This is a genomic window from Streptomyces venezuelae (assembly GCF_008642275.1).
Classification (GTDB): Bacteria; Actinomycetota; Actinomycetes; order Streptomycetales; family Streptomycetaceae; genus Streptomyces; species Streptomyces venezuelae_E.
Genome location: NZ_CP029189.1, coordinates 2,166,261 through 2,181,921, shown reverse-complemented (window position 1 = coordinate 2,181,921; position 15,661 = coordinate 2,166,261). Strand labels below are relative to the sequence as shown.

Below are 15,661 nucleotides of genomic sequence, written 5' to 3'. Positions count from 1 at the left end.
TCTTTCGGTGCTCCGGCCACCCTACGAGAACGGCGTGTGGGGGCGTTGTGAAGAAGCCCGCTCACCGCCCGCCGCCCGGCGGGTCACCTCCGCCAGGACGTCCAGGGCCTGGGTGAAGGCCGAGTCCGGGGGAGCCGCGTAGCCGACGACCAGCCCCTCGCGGGGCGGTGTCCGGTCGGCGGGGTGCCGGTAGGAGGAGAGGCCGTCCAGGGCCAGCCCCGCGGCGCGGGCCGCCGAGAGCGCCCGGGCCTCGCGACCCGGCGGGAGCTCCACCACGGCGTGGAGCCCGGCCGAGATGCCCGTGACCCGGACCTCCGGGACGCGTGCGGCCAGCACGGAGACCAGCTGGTCGCGGCGGCGCCGGTAGCGCAGGCGCATCCGCCGCACGTGCCGGTCGTACGCCCCGCACTCGATGAAGTCGGCGAGTGCCAGCTGGTCCAGCGCGCTCGCCCAGGACTCCCGCCGCCCCTTCGCCGCCAGCACCTGCCCGACCAGGGGGTCCGGGAGGACCAGCCAGCCCAGGCGGAGCGCGGGGGAGAGGCTCTTGCTGAGCGAACCCGCGTAGACCACGTGCCCGGGGGCCAGTCCCTGAACCGCCCCGACCGGTTTGCGGTCGTACCTGAACTCTCCGTCGTAGTCGTCCTCCACGATCAGGCCCCCGGCGCTGCGGGCCCACTCCACGGCCGCCGCCCGCCGGGCCGGCAGCAGGGCGCACCCGGTGGGGAACTGGTGCGCCGGAGTGAGCAGTAACGTACGGGCCCGGGAGGGGATTTCGCCGGTCCGGGCGCCGTCCTCGTCGACCGCGACGGGATGCGGGCGGACCCCGGCGGCCTCCAGGATGCCGTGGTGGAAGGGGAGCCCGTACGCCTCGACGGCCCAGTCCCGGGGCCGCAGGGACGCGAGGAGCCGCAGTCCGTTGGCGAAGCCGGAGCAGATCACGATGTTCTCGGGCCCGCAGCGCACGCCCCGCGCCCGGGACAGGTAACCGGCCAGGGCCCGCCGCAGTTCGGGGCGGCCCTGCGGATCGCCCGGCCCGAAGGCCTCGGTGGGCGCCCCGGTCAGGGCCCGGCGGGCGCTGACGGCCCACGCGGCGCGCGGGAAGGAGGCGGGGTCGGGCTTGCCCTGGAGCAGGTCGTGGCGGGGACGGTCGGGCGCGGGCCCGGCCGGGGCGACCGGCGCGCCGGTGGTCGCGACCCCCTCGGCGACCCGGGTGCCGGAACCCTGCCGGGCCGTGAACCAGCCCTCGGCGACCAGCTCGGCGTACGCGTCGGCGACGGCGTTGCGGGCCAGCCCGAGGTCGGCGGCCAGCGTCCGGTACGGCGGCAGCAGGGTCCCGCCGGCCAGTCGGCCGCTGCGCACCGCGCTGCGCAGGGCATGGGCGAGGGCGGTCCGCCGGGCGCCCCCGGCGGGGAGTTCCAGGTGCAGGTCGCAGCCGCCGGGACCCTGGCCGGAGGTGGTCACGGGCGCGGCTCCGTGGTGAAGACGGCATGGGTGGCCGTCAGGAAGCGGCGTACGGTCTCCCGTTCGGCGGGGTCGAAGGAGCCGAGCACCTGGAGCACCCCGTCGATCAGCGGCCCGAAGAACTCCCGGCCCAGCCGGATCGCCGCCGGCTCCACGCGCAGCAGGATCCTGCGCCGGTCGTGGCCGTCGCGGATCCGTGCCACGTGGCCGAGCCGTTCGAGCCGGTCGATCACGGCGGTGGTCCCGGCGGAGTTGAGGCCGAGCCGGGCGCCGAGCAGCCCGGCGGTGGCCGGTTCGTCCGCGCGGGCCGCGTCGAGCAGGCAGATCAGGGCGCGTACGTCGGTGGGGTGCATGCCGTTGCGGGCCGCGAAGTCGGCCTGGCGCAGGCCGAAGTCGACGGCCACCGCGCGCAGGAGGTGCACCAGCCGAAGGTCGTCGGGTTCCCCGGTTCCCGGTTCCCGGTGGTCCGGGTTCCCGCTGTCGTCCACATCGCCCCCTGGCGGAATCTCTCGCTGAGCGAGATTATCGCCTGGCGAGATGTCGGGTGCAGGTTTTTCGGTCGAGGCCTCGGCGAGGCCCGTACGAGGGAAGGGAGCGGCACATGCCCGGGACGTCCGGCTTCCGCGCCGCCTACGACGCCGCGCTCGCCCGGTGGCCCGGCCCCGTCGAGGCCGTCGACCTGGCCACCCCGTACGGGGTCACCCGCGTCAACCGCTGCGGTCCGGCCGGCGCGCCGCCGCTGGTGCTGCTGCCCGGCGGCGGGTCCACCTCCACCGTGTGGGGCGCCTGCGTCGCCGCCGGGGCCGCCCGCACCCACCGGGTGCACGCCGTTGACCTGGTGGGGGAGCCGGGGCTCAGCGTTCCGGCACCCGGCCGGGCGATCCGGACCACCGGGGACCTGGTCGGCTGGCTCGACGCGGTGCTGGACGGGGCGCTCGACGGGGCGCTCGACGGGGCGCTCGACGGGGCGCTCGACGGGCTGGGCCCGCCCGGGCCGGTCACCCTCGCCGGGCACTCGTACGGGGCCTGGATCGCCGCGCACTACGCCGCTCGGCGCCCGGCCCGGCTCGGCCGCCTGGTGCTGCTCGACCCGACCCAGGTCTTCGCGGGCCTGCGTCCCGGCTACGTACTGCGCGCGCTGCCCATGCTGGTGCGGCCCACCCCGGAGCGGATCCGCTCCTTCCTCGACTGGGAGACCCGCGGGGCCGTGCTCGACCCGGCCTGGCTGCGCCTGCAGGAGCAGAGCGCCGGCTTCCGCACCGTCCGGCCGGTCACCGGGCCGCGCCCCGACCTGGCCGGACTCGCGCAGCCCCCGGGCGCGGGCCCGGAGGTCGACGTCCTGTTCGCCGGGCTCGCCCGCTGCCACGACTCCGGCCGTGCGGCCCGGGCGGCGCGCGGGGCACTGCCGGGCGCGCGTGTCGACGTACTGCCCGGGATCGCGCACCACGCGCTGCCGCTGACGGCCGCCGCGGAGCTCGCCCGGCGCGTCTTCTAGACCGCCCGCGTCGCCGCTGGGACGTCTAGGCCTTGCGGGACAGGGCCTCGCGGACGGCCTCCTCGGAGCGGCCCACCACGGCCGTGCCGTCCTCGGCGGTGATGATCGGGCGCTGGATGAGCTTCGGGTGGGCGGCCAGGTGGGCGATCCAGAGCCCGCGCGCCGCGTCGGTCTCCTCGCGCGGCAGGTCCCGTACGCCCGTTTCGCCGGCCAGTGGGTCGGAGGTGCGCGTGATGTCCCACGGCTCCAGCCCGAGACGGCCGAGCACCTCGCGGATCTCGTCCTCGGAGGGCACGTCCTCCAGGTAGCGGCGCACCGTGTAGTCGGCGCCCTCCGCGTCCAGCAGGGCCAGGGCGCTGCGGCACTTGGAACAGGCGGGATTGATCCAGATCTCCATGGCGCCAACCCTATCCAGGGCCGTCTGGCCAGGGTCTTCTGTCAGTGGTCCCCGGTAAAATCGAGGAAGAACGACAGGAAGCCAACTACCGTTTGGGAGGCTGTAGATGGCCACTGCCACCACCGTCCAGCACGTCAAGAAGAAGCCGCTGCCCGCGGGGCTGCCCCGCGAGTGGTACGAGAGCCACAACCGCCGTCTGAAGGCGATGCGGCTGGCGATATCCCTGCTCGACTCGGGGACGTACGACGCCCGCCGTGCCACCAACCGGAAGATCCGGACCATGGCCGTCAGGACGGGGATCCACCGGCCGTCGAACGTCACCTGCAAGATGGTGCGCGCGTTCATCACGGAGTCGTAGGCGCCTCGGGGCTCCGGCGTGAGGCGCCAGGCGCCAGGCGTCGGCCGTAGGTTTCCGGCCGGCCGTCGCGCATGACAGGGGTCCCGGCCGGCCGAGCGCGGCCGGCCGGGACCGCCCGGCCTAAGCCGCCGGCTCCCGTCCGTCCAGGGACAGCAGCAGCAGGGCCACGTCGTCGTTCGGGCCGCCCTTCGTGAAGGCGGCCAGGTCCCGCCACACCGCCCCGACCAGGCCCGCCGGGTCCCGGGTCAGTACGGGCACCCGGGCGGCCAGCGGGTAGAAGTGCCCCGTCGCGTCGCGGGCCTCGGTCACGCCGTCGGTGTGCAGCAGCAGCTGGTCCCCGGGCAGCACCGCGAGCTCCGTCACCACCGGCGGGGCCGGGCCGGCGAGCCCCAGGCCCAGGGGCGGCCCCGGCTCGACGATCACTTCCTCCACCGCCGATCCGCGTACCCGCAGGGCCGACGGATGGCCGCACGACACGATCCGTACGACGTCCAGCCCGGGCGGGAACTCCAGCAGCACGGCCGTGGCGAACAGCTCCGGATGCTCGACCGACGCGGCCGCCGCGTCAGCCACCAGCCGCCGGTCCAGCCGGGCCACGACCGCCCCGAGACCCGCGTCGTCGATCACGGCCTCGCGGAAGGCCCCGAGCAGCGCCCCCACCGTGGCGACCGCCGCCAGCCCGTGCCCCTGGACGTCGCCGACCAGCGCCCGCACCCCGTGCGGCCCGGCCCGTACGTCGTACAGGTCACCGCCGACCAGCGTGCCGCGCTGCGCCGCCCGGTACAGGCCCGAGCAGCGCACCGGACCCACCCGTTCCGGCACCGGGGGGAGAACCGCGAGCTGGGCCGCCTCGGCCACCGTCCGTACGCTGACCAGCTGCGCGTCCCGGCGCTGGCGGACCCACGCGATCACCACGCTGAGGATCCCGACGGCGGCCACCGTGGCCAGGTCAGTGCTGCGGGCATGGCCCACGCCGAGGTCCGGCAGCCCCAGCAGCAGCAGGACGATCGCGGCGAAGGCCGCCGTCCCCGCCGCCCCGTAGGCGAAGGCGGCCACCGGGGGCAGGCCCGCCAGGAAGAACCCGAGCTCCGCGCCCGGGGTCAGCGCCTGGGCGAGGACCAGCGCCACCAGGGCCGCCGCGGGTGCGATCCGGGCCCAGCGCGGCGGCGGTTCCCCGCGCAGCCCGCCCGGCTCCTCGCGTCGGCGTCTCACCCCTCCACCCTGGTACGGGGGCCGGGCCCGCGCACCCCGGACCCGCCCCGCCGGGTGGCCCCGGGGGCCCCGGGCCGCGACAGTGGGGGCGTGACGGCAAGCGACGGCACGGGCGAACGGCCCGGAAAAGCGCACATCGAGGCGCACGGCGAGGGCGCCGGCCCGCAGAGCGGGGAGATCAGCACGCGGCTCAACTGGCTGCGTGCGGGTGTGCTCGGCGCCAACGACGGGATCATCTCCACCGCGGGCCTGGTGGTCGGCGTGGCGGGGTCCACCACCGAGCGCTCGGCGATCCTGGCGGCGGGCGTCGCCGGGCTGCTGGCGGGCTCGCTGTCGATGGCGGCGGGGGAGTACGTCTCCGTCAGCTCCCAGCGGGACTCCGAGCGGGCCGCGCTCGACCTGGAACGCCGGGAACTGGCCGAGGAGCCGGAGGCGGAGCTGGCGGAACTCACCGACCTGCTCGCCGAGCGGGGGCTCAGCCGGGAGGTGGCGCGGGAGGCCGCCGAGCAGCTGACGGAGCGGGACGCGCTGCGGGCCCATGCCCGCGTCGAGCTCGGGATCAACCCCGACGAGCTCGCCAACCCGTGGCACGCGGCCTTCGCCAGCCTCGTCGCGTTCACGGTGGGGGCGCTGCTGCCGCTGCTGGCGATCATCCTGCCGGGGCCGTCGCAGCGGGTGCCGGTGACGGTGGCGGCGGTGCTGGCGGCGCTGACGCTGTGCGGGGTGATCAGTGCGCGGCTGGGCGGGGCGCCGTTGCCGAGGGCGGTCGCCCGCAACGTCCTGGGTGGCGCCCTCGCCATGGCGGTCACCTACACGGTGGGCACCTGGCTGGGCACCACCGCCTGACCCGGACCCCGCGCCTCAAACGCCGGCGGGGCTTGATTTTGCCGCCGCCGGCCTTTGGGCGCGGCAGTGCGGGAAAATCAGCCCCGCCGACGCTTGAGGCGCGGGCGCGGAGCGCCGTGCAGTGACGCCCGTCAGGGCGCGCCCGTCCGACGACGGACGACGACGCGCCCCGAACCGGCCGAGCACAGCGCAGCGGCCCGGCAGGATGGGGGCATGCGCATTGCTGTCACCGGGTCGACCGGGCTCATCGGAAGTGCACTCGTACAGTCCCTGCGGTCGGACGGGCACGAGGTGGTGCGGTTCGTGCGGCGGGAGCCCACCGGCGCGGACCAGGCGCGGTGGGATCCGGCGCGCGGGTACGTGGACCCGGCCGGGCTGGCCGGGTGCGGGGCCGTCGTGCACCTGGCCGGGGCCGGGGTCGGGGACCACCGGTGGACGGCCGCGTACAAGAGAGAGATCCGCGACAGCCGGGTACTCGGCACGGCGGCGCTCGCGCACGCCCTCGCCGCCCTCGACGAGCCGCCCGCCGTCCTGGTCAGCGGTTCGGCCGTCGGGTACTACGGGGACACCGGTGACCGGGCCGTCGACGAGAGCGCCCCGGCCGGGCAGGGGTTCCTGCCCTCGGTCTGCGTGGAGTGGGAGGCGGCCGCCGCCCCGGCCCAGGAGGCCGGGATCCGGACCGCGTTCGCCCGTACCGGACTGGTCGTCGCCCGTGAGGGCGGGGCCTGGGGGCGGATGTTCCCGATCTTCCGCGCCGGCATCGGCGGCCGGCTCGGCAACGGCCGCCAGTACTGGTCGTACATCTCCCTCCGGGACGAGATCGCGGCCCTGCGCCACATCATCGACACCCCGGGCCTGTCCGGCCCGGTCAACCTGACCGCCCCGGAGCCGCTGACCAACCGCCAGGTCACCGAGGCCATGGCCCGGGTGCTGCGCCGACCCGCGCTGCTGCCCGTACCGGCGGTGGCCCTGCGGGTCGTCCTCGGGGAGTTCTCCGAGGACGTGCTGGGCAGTCAGCGGGCCCGGCCCGCCCGGCTGCTGGAGTCCGGCTTCGTCTTCCGTGACCCCGGCATCGAGCAGGCGCTCCGCGCCGCGCTCTGAGATCCGCGTGCGACCACCGTGCGACCGTTTGTGACCCACATGCGACCGCTGTGCGACCGGAGTTGACCGCAATACCCGGCCGAACTCGGGTTCCCCGTGAGCCGGTTGGGGGAAGGAGGATTCCCACACAGCCGCGCCGACCTCGGGGAGGGGCACGTGCTCAGCAGCGCACACCATGCCGCACACCATGCGGACGTCGTCATCGTAGGAGCCGGGGTCTCAGGACTCGCGGCAGCGCAGCACCTGATCGCGGCCGGAGTCACGGTCACCGTCCTGGAAGCCGCGGACGACCCCGGAGGGCGGATGGCCACCGAGTCCGCCGACGGGTTCCGGCTGGACCGGATCGGCCAGCTGCTCAACACCTCGTACCCGGAGCTCGAACGCACCCCCGGCCTGCGGGCCCTGACCCTGCGCCCCTTCACCCCGGGCGTCCTCGTCCACACCGACGGGAAACAGCTGCGGGTCGGGGTCCTCACCCCGGCCCGGGCCCTGGCCAGCGGCTCCCTCGACCAGGCCCGGATCGGCGCCGCCCTCGGGCGGCTCGCCACCCTGCCCGAGGAGAAGCTGCTCGCCCGGCCCGAACGCACCGCGCACGCCGCCCTGCGCTCCCGAGGGCTGCCGGCGCGCACCCTGAACGGGGCGCTCCGCCCGCTGCTCGCCGCCCTGCTGCGCGACCCGGAGCTCACCACCTCCAGCCGGGTCGCCGACCTCGCCCTGCGCACCTTCGCCCGCGGCCGCCTCGCCGTGCCCGAGGGCGGCGCGGCGGCGCTGCCCGACCTGCTCGCCGCCGGACTGCCGCCCGGCACCGTACGGACCGGGGTCCGGGTCCGGTCGGTGGCGACCAACCTGGTCACCACCGAGGAGCACGGCGACTTCCGCTGCCGTTCCGTCCTCCTGGCCACCGGGGCCCGTGCCGCGGCCGGGCTCCTGCCCGGGCTGCGCGTGCCCGCCTTCCACGAGGTCACCGTCCTGCACCACGCCACCACCGGACCCCTGTTCCGGGACGGTTCGCTGCTGCTGGACGGCGATCCCAAGTGGCCCGTCTCCCACACGGCGGTGATGAGCGCGGTCGACCCGACCCGGGCCCCGGCCGGCCGGAGCCTGGTCACCACCACCGTGCTCGGCCCGCCACCGCCCGTGCGCACGGTCGCGGCCCGGCTGGCCCGGCTCTACGACACCCCCACCCGCGAGTGGGAGCTGCTGGCCGTCCACCACACCCCGGAGGCGGTCCCGGCGATGCCCCCGCCGCACGACATGCAGCGTCCCGTACGGGTGCTGGCCGGGCTGTACGTGTGCGGCGACCACCGCGACACGAACACCGTCCAGGGGGCCCTGCACTCGGCCCGGCGCGCCGTCGGCGCCGTCCTGCGCGACTTCGGAATCCCGCTCCCGGTCGCGCCGGAGCCCGCCCTGCCGGTGGCGGCCTGAGAACCACCGCCGACACAGGGGTCCCGGTCCTCCCGCCAGGGGACCGGGGCCCCCGTCGTCTGCCGGGTGGCCGCCCGGCCCGTCAGGACAGGGCGGCCACCCGGTCCCGGTAGGTCCGCACGGCCGAGGCCTCCCGGTACGGCTCCAGCCGCCGCTCGAAGTCCCGTACGTACTCCACCGCCCGCACCGACCGCATCTCCATCGCCTGCTGCGCCGCCTCCGCGCCCAGCGCGCACGCCTGGTCCAGCTCGCCCAGCCCCAGCCGGGCCGTGGCCAGCACCACCCGGCAGAACAGCCGGGAGCGCGCGTACGCCGGTCCCCGCAGCTGCAGCGACCGCTCCGCGTGCTGCGCCGAGGCCCGGTACTGCTGGAGGTCCCGGTGACAGTGCCCGAACTCGTCGGCCAGCTGCGCCTCGTCGTAGAACCGGGCCCAGTGCGGGACGTCGTCCCCCGGCCGGGCCGCGCCCAGCGCCCGCTCGGCCCGCACCAGCGAGGCGGTCGCCGCGCGGACCTCGCCGAGCACCGCGTGTCCGCGCGCCTCCGCCGAGTGGAGCAGCGCCTGCACCACGGGCGGCGGGCCGGAGCCCACGCCCTGCTGGGCCACCCGGGCCAGCTGCACGGCCTCGCGGCCGTGGCCGAGGTAGACCGCCTGCCGGCTCATGGTGACCAGGACGTACGAGCCGTAGGGCCGGTCCCCGGCCGCCTGCGCGAGCCGCAGCGCCTGCACGAAGTACCGCTGGGCGAGCCCGTGCGCGGCGATGTCGTACGAGGTCCAGCCCGCGAGCCGGGTCAGATCGGCGGCGGCCGAGAACAGCCGCCGCCCGGTGGTCTCCCCGTAGGTCCCGCGGAGCATCGGTTCCGCCTCGTGCTCCAGATAGCGCACCAGGGCCTGCCGGGCGTGCCCGCCGCCGTAGGCCTGGTCCAGGGTCCGGAACAGCTCGCTCACCGATCTCAGCGCCGCGATGTCCCCGGCGGTCACGCGCTGCCCGGGGCCGCGGTCGATCTGCCGCTGGCGGGGCACCGAGGCCCGCCCCTGCAGCGGAACGCGGGCCGCTGCGGGTTCCGCGCCCCGCCCGACCCGCTCGTCGGCCCGCCCGATCAGCCAGTCCCGGCTGGGCACGACCAGCCCGGCCGGAGTGAATGCGATCTTCCGGAGCTCGGCGTGCGAGCCGGAGTCCTTGCGCCACAGCCCGCTCGCGATGTCCACGGCCTCTTCCGGGGTGGCCGCGAACTCCAGCCCCGCGTACACGGGCGCACAGGCGTCCAGACCCAGGTCCTGGGCGGAGAGGCGGCGCCCGAGGCGGCGGGTGAAGACCTCGGCGATCAGCGCGGGGGTGGTCCCGCGGGGCTGCTGCCCGCGCAGCCACCGGGTCACGGAGGTCTTGTCGTACCGCAGGTCGAGACCGTGCTCCAGGCCGAGCTGGTCGACGCGGCGGGCGAGACCGGCATTGGAGAACCCGGCTTCCGCGATCAGCGCCGCGAGCTGCCGGTTGGGGACGCGCTGGGCAGGTCGTTCCGTCATCGGCTCCACGGTTTCCGTACGTGACGGACCGGGGTCCCGGCCCTGTGAACGGCGTGAATGTAGCGGCGAACTTCGCCGACACCGCCCTCTCTGCCCCACATTCATCCGATCGTGTGCAGAATGCGTAGGGTCCTTTACGGACCGGCTCATTCCGCCACCGGCGCCTCCGCCCGCGTACGCTGCGGCCCATGACCCCTCGGCCCCACGGTCCGGACCTCCCCGGGGAGCGGTCCGACCCCACCGCCCCGCTGCCCCCGCCCGAGCTGACCGAGGCGGAGTGCCGGCGCTGCGGCACGTACATCGCGGGGCTCGACGGCCGGTACGCGTGCGGGGTGTGCGGCTGGGTCAACGACCACTCGGAGGGCCACCGGCGGCTGCCGCGCGCGGACGAGGACCCGGACCGGCCGGCGCGGGCACGGCGCCGGCCGAAGCAGCCGCCGGGGCGCGGACCGGAGCCCGGACCGCAGCCCGGACCGGAGCCCGGACCGGGGCACTGAAGGGGCTCGCACGGGTCGCCGTACCCTTGGCCGGTGAGGTACGTGCACACAGCAGGTTCAACGAGGAGGCGCTGCCGTGGCTGAGCTTGGGTTTGTCCATCTGGGCTTCGGGCCGGAATCCGTCGAGTACACCCGGGCCTGGGAAGAGCAGCGCAGGGTGCACGCGGCCCGCTTCGCGGACGAGATCGAGGACACCTGCCTGCTGGTGGAGCACCTGCCGGTCTACACGGCGGGCCGGCGCACGGACCCCAGCGAGCGCCCGCTCGACGGCACCCCCGTCGTCGACGTGGACCGCGGCGGCAAGATCACCTGGCACGGCCCGGGCCAGCTCGTCGGCTACCCGATCATGAAGCTGCCCCGCCCGGTGGACGTCGTCGCACACGTCCGCCGCCTCGAAGAGGCCCTGATCCGGACCGCCGCCGAGTTCGGCCTGGAGACCACCCGGGTCGAGGGCCGCTCCGGCGTCTGGGTCCTGGGCGACCCCGTCGAGGAGCGCCCGAAGATCGGCGGCCTCTCGCTGGAGTTCGACCCCCGGCTGCACGACGAGGAGTTCGACGCCCGGCTGAACGGCCCCGAGTACGCCCCGTCCAACGCCGGCCAGCGCCGCGAGGACCGCAAGCTCGCCGCCATAGGCATCCGCGTCGCCAAGGGCGTCACGATGCACGGCTTCGCGATCAACGTGAACCCGGACAGCACCTGGTTCGACCGGATCATCCCCTGCGGGATCCGGGACGCCGGTGTGACCTCGCTCTCGTACGAACTGGGCCGTGAGGTCACCATCGCCGAGGTGCTCCCGGTGGCCGAACGGCACCTGAGGGACGTACTGGAGCACGCGGAGCCGAGGCCCCGGGAGACAGCGGCCGCGGCGGGCTCCTAGTCCCCGGGAATGAGACCGGCCACCCGCAGGTTGGCCGACGTAAGAGCGTATGAAATTACGGGCGTACCCTGGTGGGCGCCCGAACAATCGAAGTCACAGGGAGCCGGTCGTGTCCGCAGTCGCACCCGACGGACGCAAGATGCTGCGCCTGGAGGTCCGTAACGCCCAGACCCCCATCGAGCGCAAGCCCGAGTGGATCAAGACCCGGGCGAAGATGGGCCCCGAGTACACCAAGATGCAGGCCCTGGTGAAGGGCGAAGGACTGCACACGGTGTGCCAGGAAGCCGGCTGTCCGAACATCTACGAATGCTGGGAGGACCGCGAGGCCACCTTCCTCATCGGAGGTGACCAGTGCACCCGGCGCTGTGACTTCTGCCAGATCGACACGGGCAAGCCCGAGGCGCTGGACCGGGACGAGCCGCGGCGCGTCGGCGAGTCCGTGGTCACGATGGACCTGAACTACGCCACCATCACGGGCGTCGCGCGCGACGACCTGGCCGACGGCGGCGCCTGGCTGTACGCGGAGACCGTGCGCCAGATCCACCAGCAGACGGCGGGCCGCGAGAGCGGCCACACCAAGGTCGAGCTGCTGGCCCCCGACTTCAACGCGGTCCCGGAGCTGCTGGAGGAGGTCTTCGCCTCCCGCCCCGAGGTCTTCGCGCACAACGTCGAGACCGTGCCCCGGATCTTCAAGCGGATCCGCCCCGGCTTCCGCTACGAGCGCTCGCTGGACGTGATCCGGCAGGCCCGTGCCTACGGCCTGGTGACCAAGTCGAACCTGATCCTCGGCATGGGCGAGGAGCGCGAGGAGGTCTCGCAGGCTCTGAAGGAGCTGCACGAGGCCGGCTGCGAGCTCATCACCATCACCCAGTACCTGCGGCCCTCGCCGCGGCACCACCCCGTCGAGCGCTGGGTGAAGCCGGCCGAGTTCGTCGAGCTGGCGAAGGAGGCCGAGGAGATCGGCTTCTCCGGTGTGATGTCCGGCCCCCTGGTCCGGTCCTCGTACCGCGCGGGTCGTCTCTACCAGCAGGCGATGGAGAAGCGCGCGAGCGTGTGAAGTCGCGCACAAAGCGTTACTAGTGGGTAACACCGCATCGACGCGGCCCCTAGGCTCTTTCCAGAGGAGGAGTCCGGCGGGCCGCGTCAGTGTTTGCAACGTGTCCATCACATTTGACCGACCGGTCACGCCCTGGTAACACCAGTCAGTGACGCTTGGTCCACGCACCGCACACACCGCTCGCCTCCCGCCGGGGCGGGCATCGTGAAAGGGATCGACACCATGCAGGCCGCGCACGTACGCGCCATTGCCATCCCGACCCTCTCCGACGCCTTCCGGGGCGTCGAGTCCCTGCTGATGAGCGGGGCCCGCCGCAACGCCTGGACGGCGGTCCTGGAGGACCGCAAGAGGGCCAAGGACCGGGTCGAAACCGAACACGTACTTGAGGCCGCGGCTACCCGAACCCCGCAGGCCACGTAAACTTCGCTGTATGGCGAGGAAGTCAAACGCAGAGACTGCTGCGAACCCCGGGCGACTGAAGCAGATCGCCCTGACGTACAAGATGACGCGCAAGGCGGACCCGAAGGTCGGTCTGATCGTCGCCGGCGTGGGCATCGTCGTTTTCGGTGTCTTTCTCGCGATCGGCTTCCTGGTCGAGCACGAGATCTACCTGGGCGTCCTGGGATTCCTGGTGGCGTTCCTCGCGATGGCGATCGTCTTCGGGCGTCGGGCCGAGCGAGCCGCCTTCGGGCAGATGGAAGGACAGCCGGGAGCGGCCGCGGCCGTGCTGGACAACGTGGGACGGGGCTGGACGACCACCCCCGCCATCGCGATGACCCGCCAGCAGGACATCGTCCACCGGGCCGTCGGCAAGGCCGGCGTCGTACTGATCGCCGAGGGCAACCCGAACCGGGTGAAGCCGCTGCTCGCGAACGAGAAGAAGAAGCTGGCCCGGATCATGCCGGACGTGCCGGTGCACGACTTCATCGTGGGTACGGGCGAGGGCGAGGTGCCGCTCAAGAAGGTGCGCACCACCCTGCTCAAGCTGCCGCGGGTGCTGGCCGGACCGCAGATCACCGAGGTCAACGACAAGCTGCGCGCCATGGGTGATCTCATGAGCAACATGCCGCTGCCGAAGGGCCCCATGCCGAAGGGCATGAAGATGCCGCGCGGCGGAAAGATGCGCTGAGCGGGTCACCTGATTTTCGTATACGACACAGGGGTGCCCCCCGAGCCTGCGGGCTCGGGGGGCACCCCTGTGTCGTGCGCGTGGTCCGCGGTGCGGTCCCGGGCGGTCCCTGGGCCGTCCCCGGGGGCCTGCCCGGCCCGGCGGTCCTAGATGCGGACCTGGACGGCGCGGGCCAGCCGGTCGTGCAGGCCGCGGCCGTCGCGGTCCCAGATCAGCGCCGGGATGACGAGGGCCAGCAGCAGCGTGCGCAGGACCACCCGGACGGCGCCGAGGCGGCCACCGGACTCCGACATCACCCGGAGGCCCAGGATCCGCTTGCCGGGGGTGAAGCCCACGGTGCCGACCGTCAGGATGGTGAGGGCCACGAAGAGCCCGAGGGTCCAGTTGCCCGCCGCGGCCAGGTCGCCGCCGGTGATCAGCCCGTAGGCAATCAGCTGGCAGCCGATCCAGTCGATGGCGACGGCGCCGAGCCGACGCCCGAAGCGCGCCACGGAGCCGGGCCCCTGCTGGGGCAGACCGAGCCGCTGACCCGGATAGCCGAAGTCGACACCCATCTCCTCGGCGGCCGCGCGGGGGCCGGAGAGCCAGGATCCGATTGCCTGTCTGTTGTCCACCCGAACACGGTACCCGTGGCGCCGCGAGGCCCTCCGGCCGGACCCTGGTTAACTTGTGCGAAACAAATGGGTCATGCTTGGGAAATCCCGTCTGCTTATGGTCGGGTCAGCGTGCGGCACCGCACTGACGCGCCACGAGCTATAAAGCCCGACCCTGCCCCGGGGCCGGGAGTAGGAGGAGTTGGATGTTCAAGAACGCCGACGAAGTGAAGCAGTACATCGAGGAGAACGACGTCAAGTTCGTCGACGTCCGCTTCTGCGACCTGCCTGGTGTGATGCAGCACTTCACCATCCCGGCGCGAGCGTTCGACCCGGCGGAGGAGCTCGCCTTCGACGGATCCTCGATCCGCGGCTTCCAGGCGATCCACGAGTCCGACATGGCGCTGCGTGCCGACATCACCACCGCGCGTCTGGACCCGTTCCGCAAGGACAAGACGCTCAACATCAACTTCTTCATCCACGACCCGATCACGGGTGAGGCCTACAGCCGCGACCCGCGCAACATCGCGAAGAAGGCCGAGGCGTACCTCGCCTCCACCGGCATCGCCGACACCGCGTACTTCGGCCCCGAGGCCGAGTTCTACGTGTTCGACAGCGTGCGCTTCGCGACCTCCGCGAACGAGGGCTTCTACCACATCGACTCCGAGGCCGGCGCCTGGAACACCGGCTCCGAGGAGAACAACCGTGGTTACAAGGTCCGCTACAAGGGTGGTTACTTCCCCGTAGCCCCGGTCGACCACTTCGCCGACCTGCGCGCCGAGATCTCCCTCGAACTGGACGCCCAGGGCCTCCAGGTCGAGCGCCAGCACCACGAGGTCGGCACCGGCGGCCAGGCCGAGATCAACTACAAGTTCAACACGCTGCTCGCCGCGGCCGACGACCTGATGCTCTTCAAGTACATCGTGAAGAACGTCGCCTGGCGCAACGGCAAGACCGCGACCTTCATGCCGAAGCCGATCTTCGGCGACAACGGCTCGGGCATGCACGTGCACCAGTCGCTGTGGGCGAACGGCGACCCGCTGTTCTACGACGAGGCCGGCTACGCGGGCCTCTCGGACACCGCCCGCTACTACATCGGCGGCATCCTCAAGCACGCCCCGTCGCTGCTGGCGTTCACCAACCCGACGGTGAACTCCTACCACCGTCTGGTGCCGGGCTTCGAGGCGCCGGTCAACATGGTGTACTCGCAGCGCAACCGCTCCGCCGCCATGCGCATCCCGATCACGGGCTCGAACCCGAAGGCCAAGCGCGTCGAGTTCCGCGCCCCGGACCCGTCGTCCAACCCGTACCTCGCCTTCGCGGCGCTGCTGCTCGCGGGCCTCGACGGCGTCAAGAACAAGATCGAGCCGATGGAGCCGATCGACAAGGACCTCTACGAGCTCTCTCCCGACGAGCACGCGAGCGTCCCGCAGGTTCCGACCAGCCTGGAGGACGTCCTCAAGGCCCTGGAGGCGGACCACGAGTACCTCCTGGCCGGCGGTGTCTTCACCCCCGACCTGATCGAGACCTGGATCGACTACAAGCGCACGCACGAGATCGCCCCGATCGCCCTGCGCCCGCACCCGCACGAGTTCGAGATGTACTTCGACATCTAAAAATGCCTGATGGGAGGCCCCCCGCCACGCTCCACGGAGCGAGGCGGGGGGCCTTTCCGCTTTGACAGGGCC

17 protein-coding genes are annotated in these 15,661 nt (G+C 73.5%); 11 read left to right on the top strand and 6 right to left on the bottom strand.

The window, feature by feature from the left end:
- Window positions 1-21: 21 nt before the first annotated feature.
- Complete coding sequence (locus DEJ51_RS09255) at window positions 22-1,461, bottom strand: PLP-dependent aminotransferase family protein (protein WP_150257160.1); 1,440 nt, start codon at window positions 1,459-1,461, stop codon at window positions 22-24.
- Window positions 1,458-1,949, bottom strand: a complete 492-nt coding sequence (locus DEJ51_RS09250; protein WP_223835725.1) for a MarR family winged helix-turn-helix transcriptional regulator — start codon at window positions 1,947-1,949, stop codon at window positions 1,458-1,460. The genes DEJ51_RS09255 and DEJ51_RS09250 overlap by 4 nt, the downstream gene beginning before the upstream one ends.
- A 113-nt stretch (window positions 1,950-2,062) precedes the next feature.
- On the opposite strand from DEJ51_RS09250, the gene DEJ51_RS09245 reads away from it, so the two are divergent.
- Window positions 2,063-2,956 (top strand): alpha/beta fold hydrolase, encoded by an 894-nt coding sequence (locus tag DEJ51_RS09245; protein ID WP_150257159.1) that lies wholly within the window; start codon window positions 2,063-2,065, stop codon window positions 2,954-2,956.
- Window positions 2,957-2,981: 25 nt separating this feature from the next.
- Here DEJ51_RS09245 and DEJ51_RS09240 read toward each other — a convergent pair whose 3' ends face one another.
- The gene (locus DEJ51_RS09240; RefSeq protein WP_150257158.1) at window positions 2,982-3,353 is read right to left on the bottom strand and encodes an ArsC/Spx/MgsR family protein; all 372 of its coding nucleotides are present in this window, start codon (window positions 3,351-3,353) and stop codon (window positions 2,982-2,984) included.
- Between the two features lie 106 nt (window positions 3,354-3,459).
- On the opposite strand from DEJ51_RS09240, the gene DEJ51_RS09235 reads away from it, so the two are divergent.
- On the top strand, window positions 3,460-3,711 hold the full coding sequence (locus DEJ51_RS09235; RefSeq protein ID WP_150257157.1) for a hypothetical protein: 252 nt from the start codon (window positions 3,460-3,462) through the stop codon (window positions 3,709-3,711).
- Window positions 3,712-3,831: 120 nt separating this feature from the next.
- On the opposite strand, the gene DEJ51_RS09230 is transcribed toward DEJ51_RS09235, so the two are convergent.
- Entirely contained in the window at window positions 3,832-4,923 is a 1,092-nt protein-coding gene (locus DEJ51_RS09230; RefSeq protein WP_150257156.1) for a PP2C family protein-serine/threonine phosphatase, read from the bottom strand.
- A 90-nt stretch (window positions 4,924-5,013) separates the two neighbouring features.
- Between DEJ51_RS09230 and DEJ51_RS09225 the strand changes: the two genes are divergently transcribed.
- From DEJ51_RS09225 to DEJ51_RS09215, 3 genes are all read left to right on the top strand, one after another.
- Window positions 5,014-5,769, top strand: coding sequence for a VIT family protein (locus tag DEJ51_RS09225; protein ID WP_411757297.1), 756 nt, complete (start codon window positions 5,014-5,016; stop codon window positions 5,767-5,769).
- A gap of 213 nt (window positions 5,770-5,982) precedes the next feature.
- Window positions 5,983-6,870: a TIGR01777 family oxidoreductase gene (locus tag DEJ51_RS09220; protein ID WP_150257155.1), complete on the top strand. Its 888-nt coding sequence runs from the start codon at window positions 5,983-5,985 to the stop codon at window positions 6,868-6,870.
- Window positions 6,871-7,026: 156 nt separating this feature from the next.
- Entirely contained in the window at window positions 7,027-8,298 is a 1,272-nt protein-coding gene (locus tag DEJ51_RS09215) for an NAD(P)/FAD-dependent oxidoreductase (protein WP_150257154.1), read from the top strand.
- 82 nt (window positions 8,299-8,380) lie between these two features.
- Here the strand turns inward: DEJ51_RS09215 and DEJ51_RS09210 are convergent, their stop codons facing one another.
- The gene (locus DEJ51_RS09210; RefSeq protein WP_150257153.1) at window positions 8,381-9,820 is read right to left on the bottom strand and encodes a regulator; all 1,440 of its coding nucleotides are present in this window, start codon (window positions 9,818-9,820) and stop codon (window positions 8,381-8,383) included.
- A gap of 188 nt (window positions 9,821-10,008) precedes the next feature.
- Between DEJ51_RS09210 and DEJ51_RS09205 the strand changes: the two genes are divergently transcribed.
- The 5 genes from DEJ51_RS09205 to DEJ51_RS09185 all read left to right on the top strand — a co-directional run bounded on the left by DEJ51_RS09205 (window position 10,009) and on the right by DEJ51_RS09185 (window position 13,380).
- Window positions 10,009-10,317, top strand: coding sequence for a hypothetical protein (locus DEJ51_RS09205; protein ID WP_223835724.1), 309 nt, complete (start codon window positions 10,009-10,011; stop codon window positions 10,315-10,317).
- A 76-nt stretch (window positions 10,318-10,393) separates the two neighbouring features.
- Window positions 10,394-11,194, top strand: a complete 801-nt coding sequence (lipB, locus tag DEJ51_RS09200) for a lipoyl(octanoyl) transferase LipB (RefSeq protein ID WP_150257152.1) — start codon at window positions 10,394-10,396, stop codon at window positions 11,192-11,194.
- Window positions 11,195-11,303: 109 nt separating this feature from the next.
- A complete protein-coding gene (gene lipA / locus DEJ51_RS09195) occupies window positions 11,304-12,251 on the top strand; it encodes a lipoyl synthase (RefSeq protein WP_150257151.1) in 948 nt (315 codons plus the stop codon).
- A 222-nt stretch (window positions 12,252-12,473) separates the two neighbouring features.
- Window positions 12,474-12,671, top strand: coding sequence for a hypothetical protein (locus DEJ51_RS09190; protein ID WP_150261787.1), 198 nt, complete (start codon window positions 12,474-12,476; stop codon window positions 12,669-12,671).
- A gap of 10 nt (window positions 12,672-12,681) precedes the next feature.
- Complete coding sequence (locus DEJ51_RS09185; RefSeq protein WP_150257150.1) at window positions 12,682-13,380, top strand: DUF4191 domain-containing protein; 699 nt, start codon at window positions 12,682-12,684, stop codon at window positions 13,378-13,380.
- 146 nt (window positions 13,381-13,526) lie between these two features.
- On the opposite strand, the gene DEJ51_RS09180 is transcribed toward DEJ51_RS09185, so the two are convergent.
- Window positions 13,527-13,994: an RDD family protein gene (locus DEJ51_RS09180; RefSeq protein ID WP_150257149.1), complete on the bottom strand. Its 468-nt coding sequence runs from the start codon at window positions 13,992-13,994 to the stop codon at window positions 13,527-13,529.
- A 185-nt stretch (window positions 13,995-14,179) separates the two neighbouring features.
- On the opposite strand from DEJ51_RS09180, the gene glnA reads away from it, so the two are divergent.
- Entirely contained in the window at window positions 14,180-15,589 is a 1,410-nt protein-coding gene (gene glnA, locus DEJ51_RS09175; protein WP_030772191.1) for a type I glutamate--ammonia ligase, read from the top strand.
- Window positions 15,590-15,661: the final 72 nt, after the last annotated feature.

What these genes read in the sequence shown, in the direction of transcription:
- DEJ51_RS09245 (WP_150257159.1), top strand. Translation starts at nt 2,063, where the DNA reads ATGCCCGGGACGTCCGGCTTCCGCGCCGCCTACGACGCCGCGCTCGCC.
- DEJ51_RS09240 (WP_150257158.1), bottom strand. Translation starts at nt 3,353, where the DNA reads ATGGAGATCTGGATCAATCCCGCCTGTTCCAAGTGCCGCAGCGCCCTG.
- DEJ51_RS09235 (WP_150257157.1), top strand. Translation starts at nt 3,460, where the DNA reads ATGGCCACTGCCACCACCGTCCAGCACGTCAAGAAGAAGCCGCTGCCC.
- DEJ51_RS09220 (WP_150257155.1), top strand. Translation starts at nt 5,983, where the DNA reads ATGCGCATTGCTGTCACCGGGTCGACCGGGCTCATCGGAAGTGCACTC.
- DEJ51_RS09210 (WP_150257153.1), bottom strand. Translation starts at nt 9,820, where the DNA reads ATGACGGAACGACCTGCCCAGCGCGTCCCCAACCGGCAGCTCGCGGCG.
- DEJ51_RS09205 (WP_223835724.1), top strand. Translation starts at nt 10,009, where the DNA reads ATGACCCCTCGGCCCCACGGTCCGGACCTCCCCGGGGAGCGGTCCGAC.
- DEJ51_RS09190 (WP_150261787.1), top strand. Translation starts at nt 12,474, where the DNA reads ATGCAGGCCGCGCACGTACGCGCCATTGCCATCCCGACCCTCTCCGAC.
- DEJ51_RS09185 (WP_150257150.1), top strand. Translation starts at nt 12,682, where the DNA reads ATGGCGAGGAAGTCAAACGCAGAGACTGCTGCGAACCCCGGGCGACTG.
- glnA (WP_030772191.1), top strand. Translation starts at nt 14,180, where the DNA reads ATGTTCAAGAACGCCGACGAAGTGAAGCAGTACATCGAGGAGAACGAC.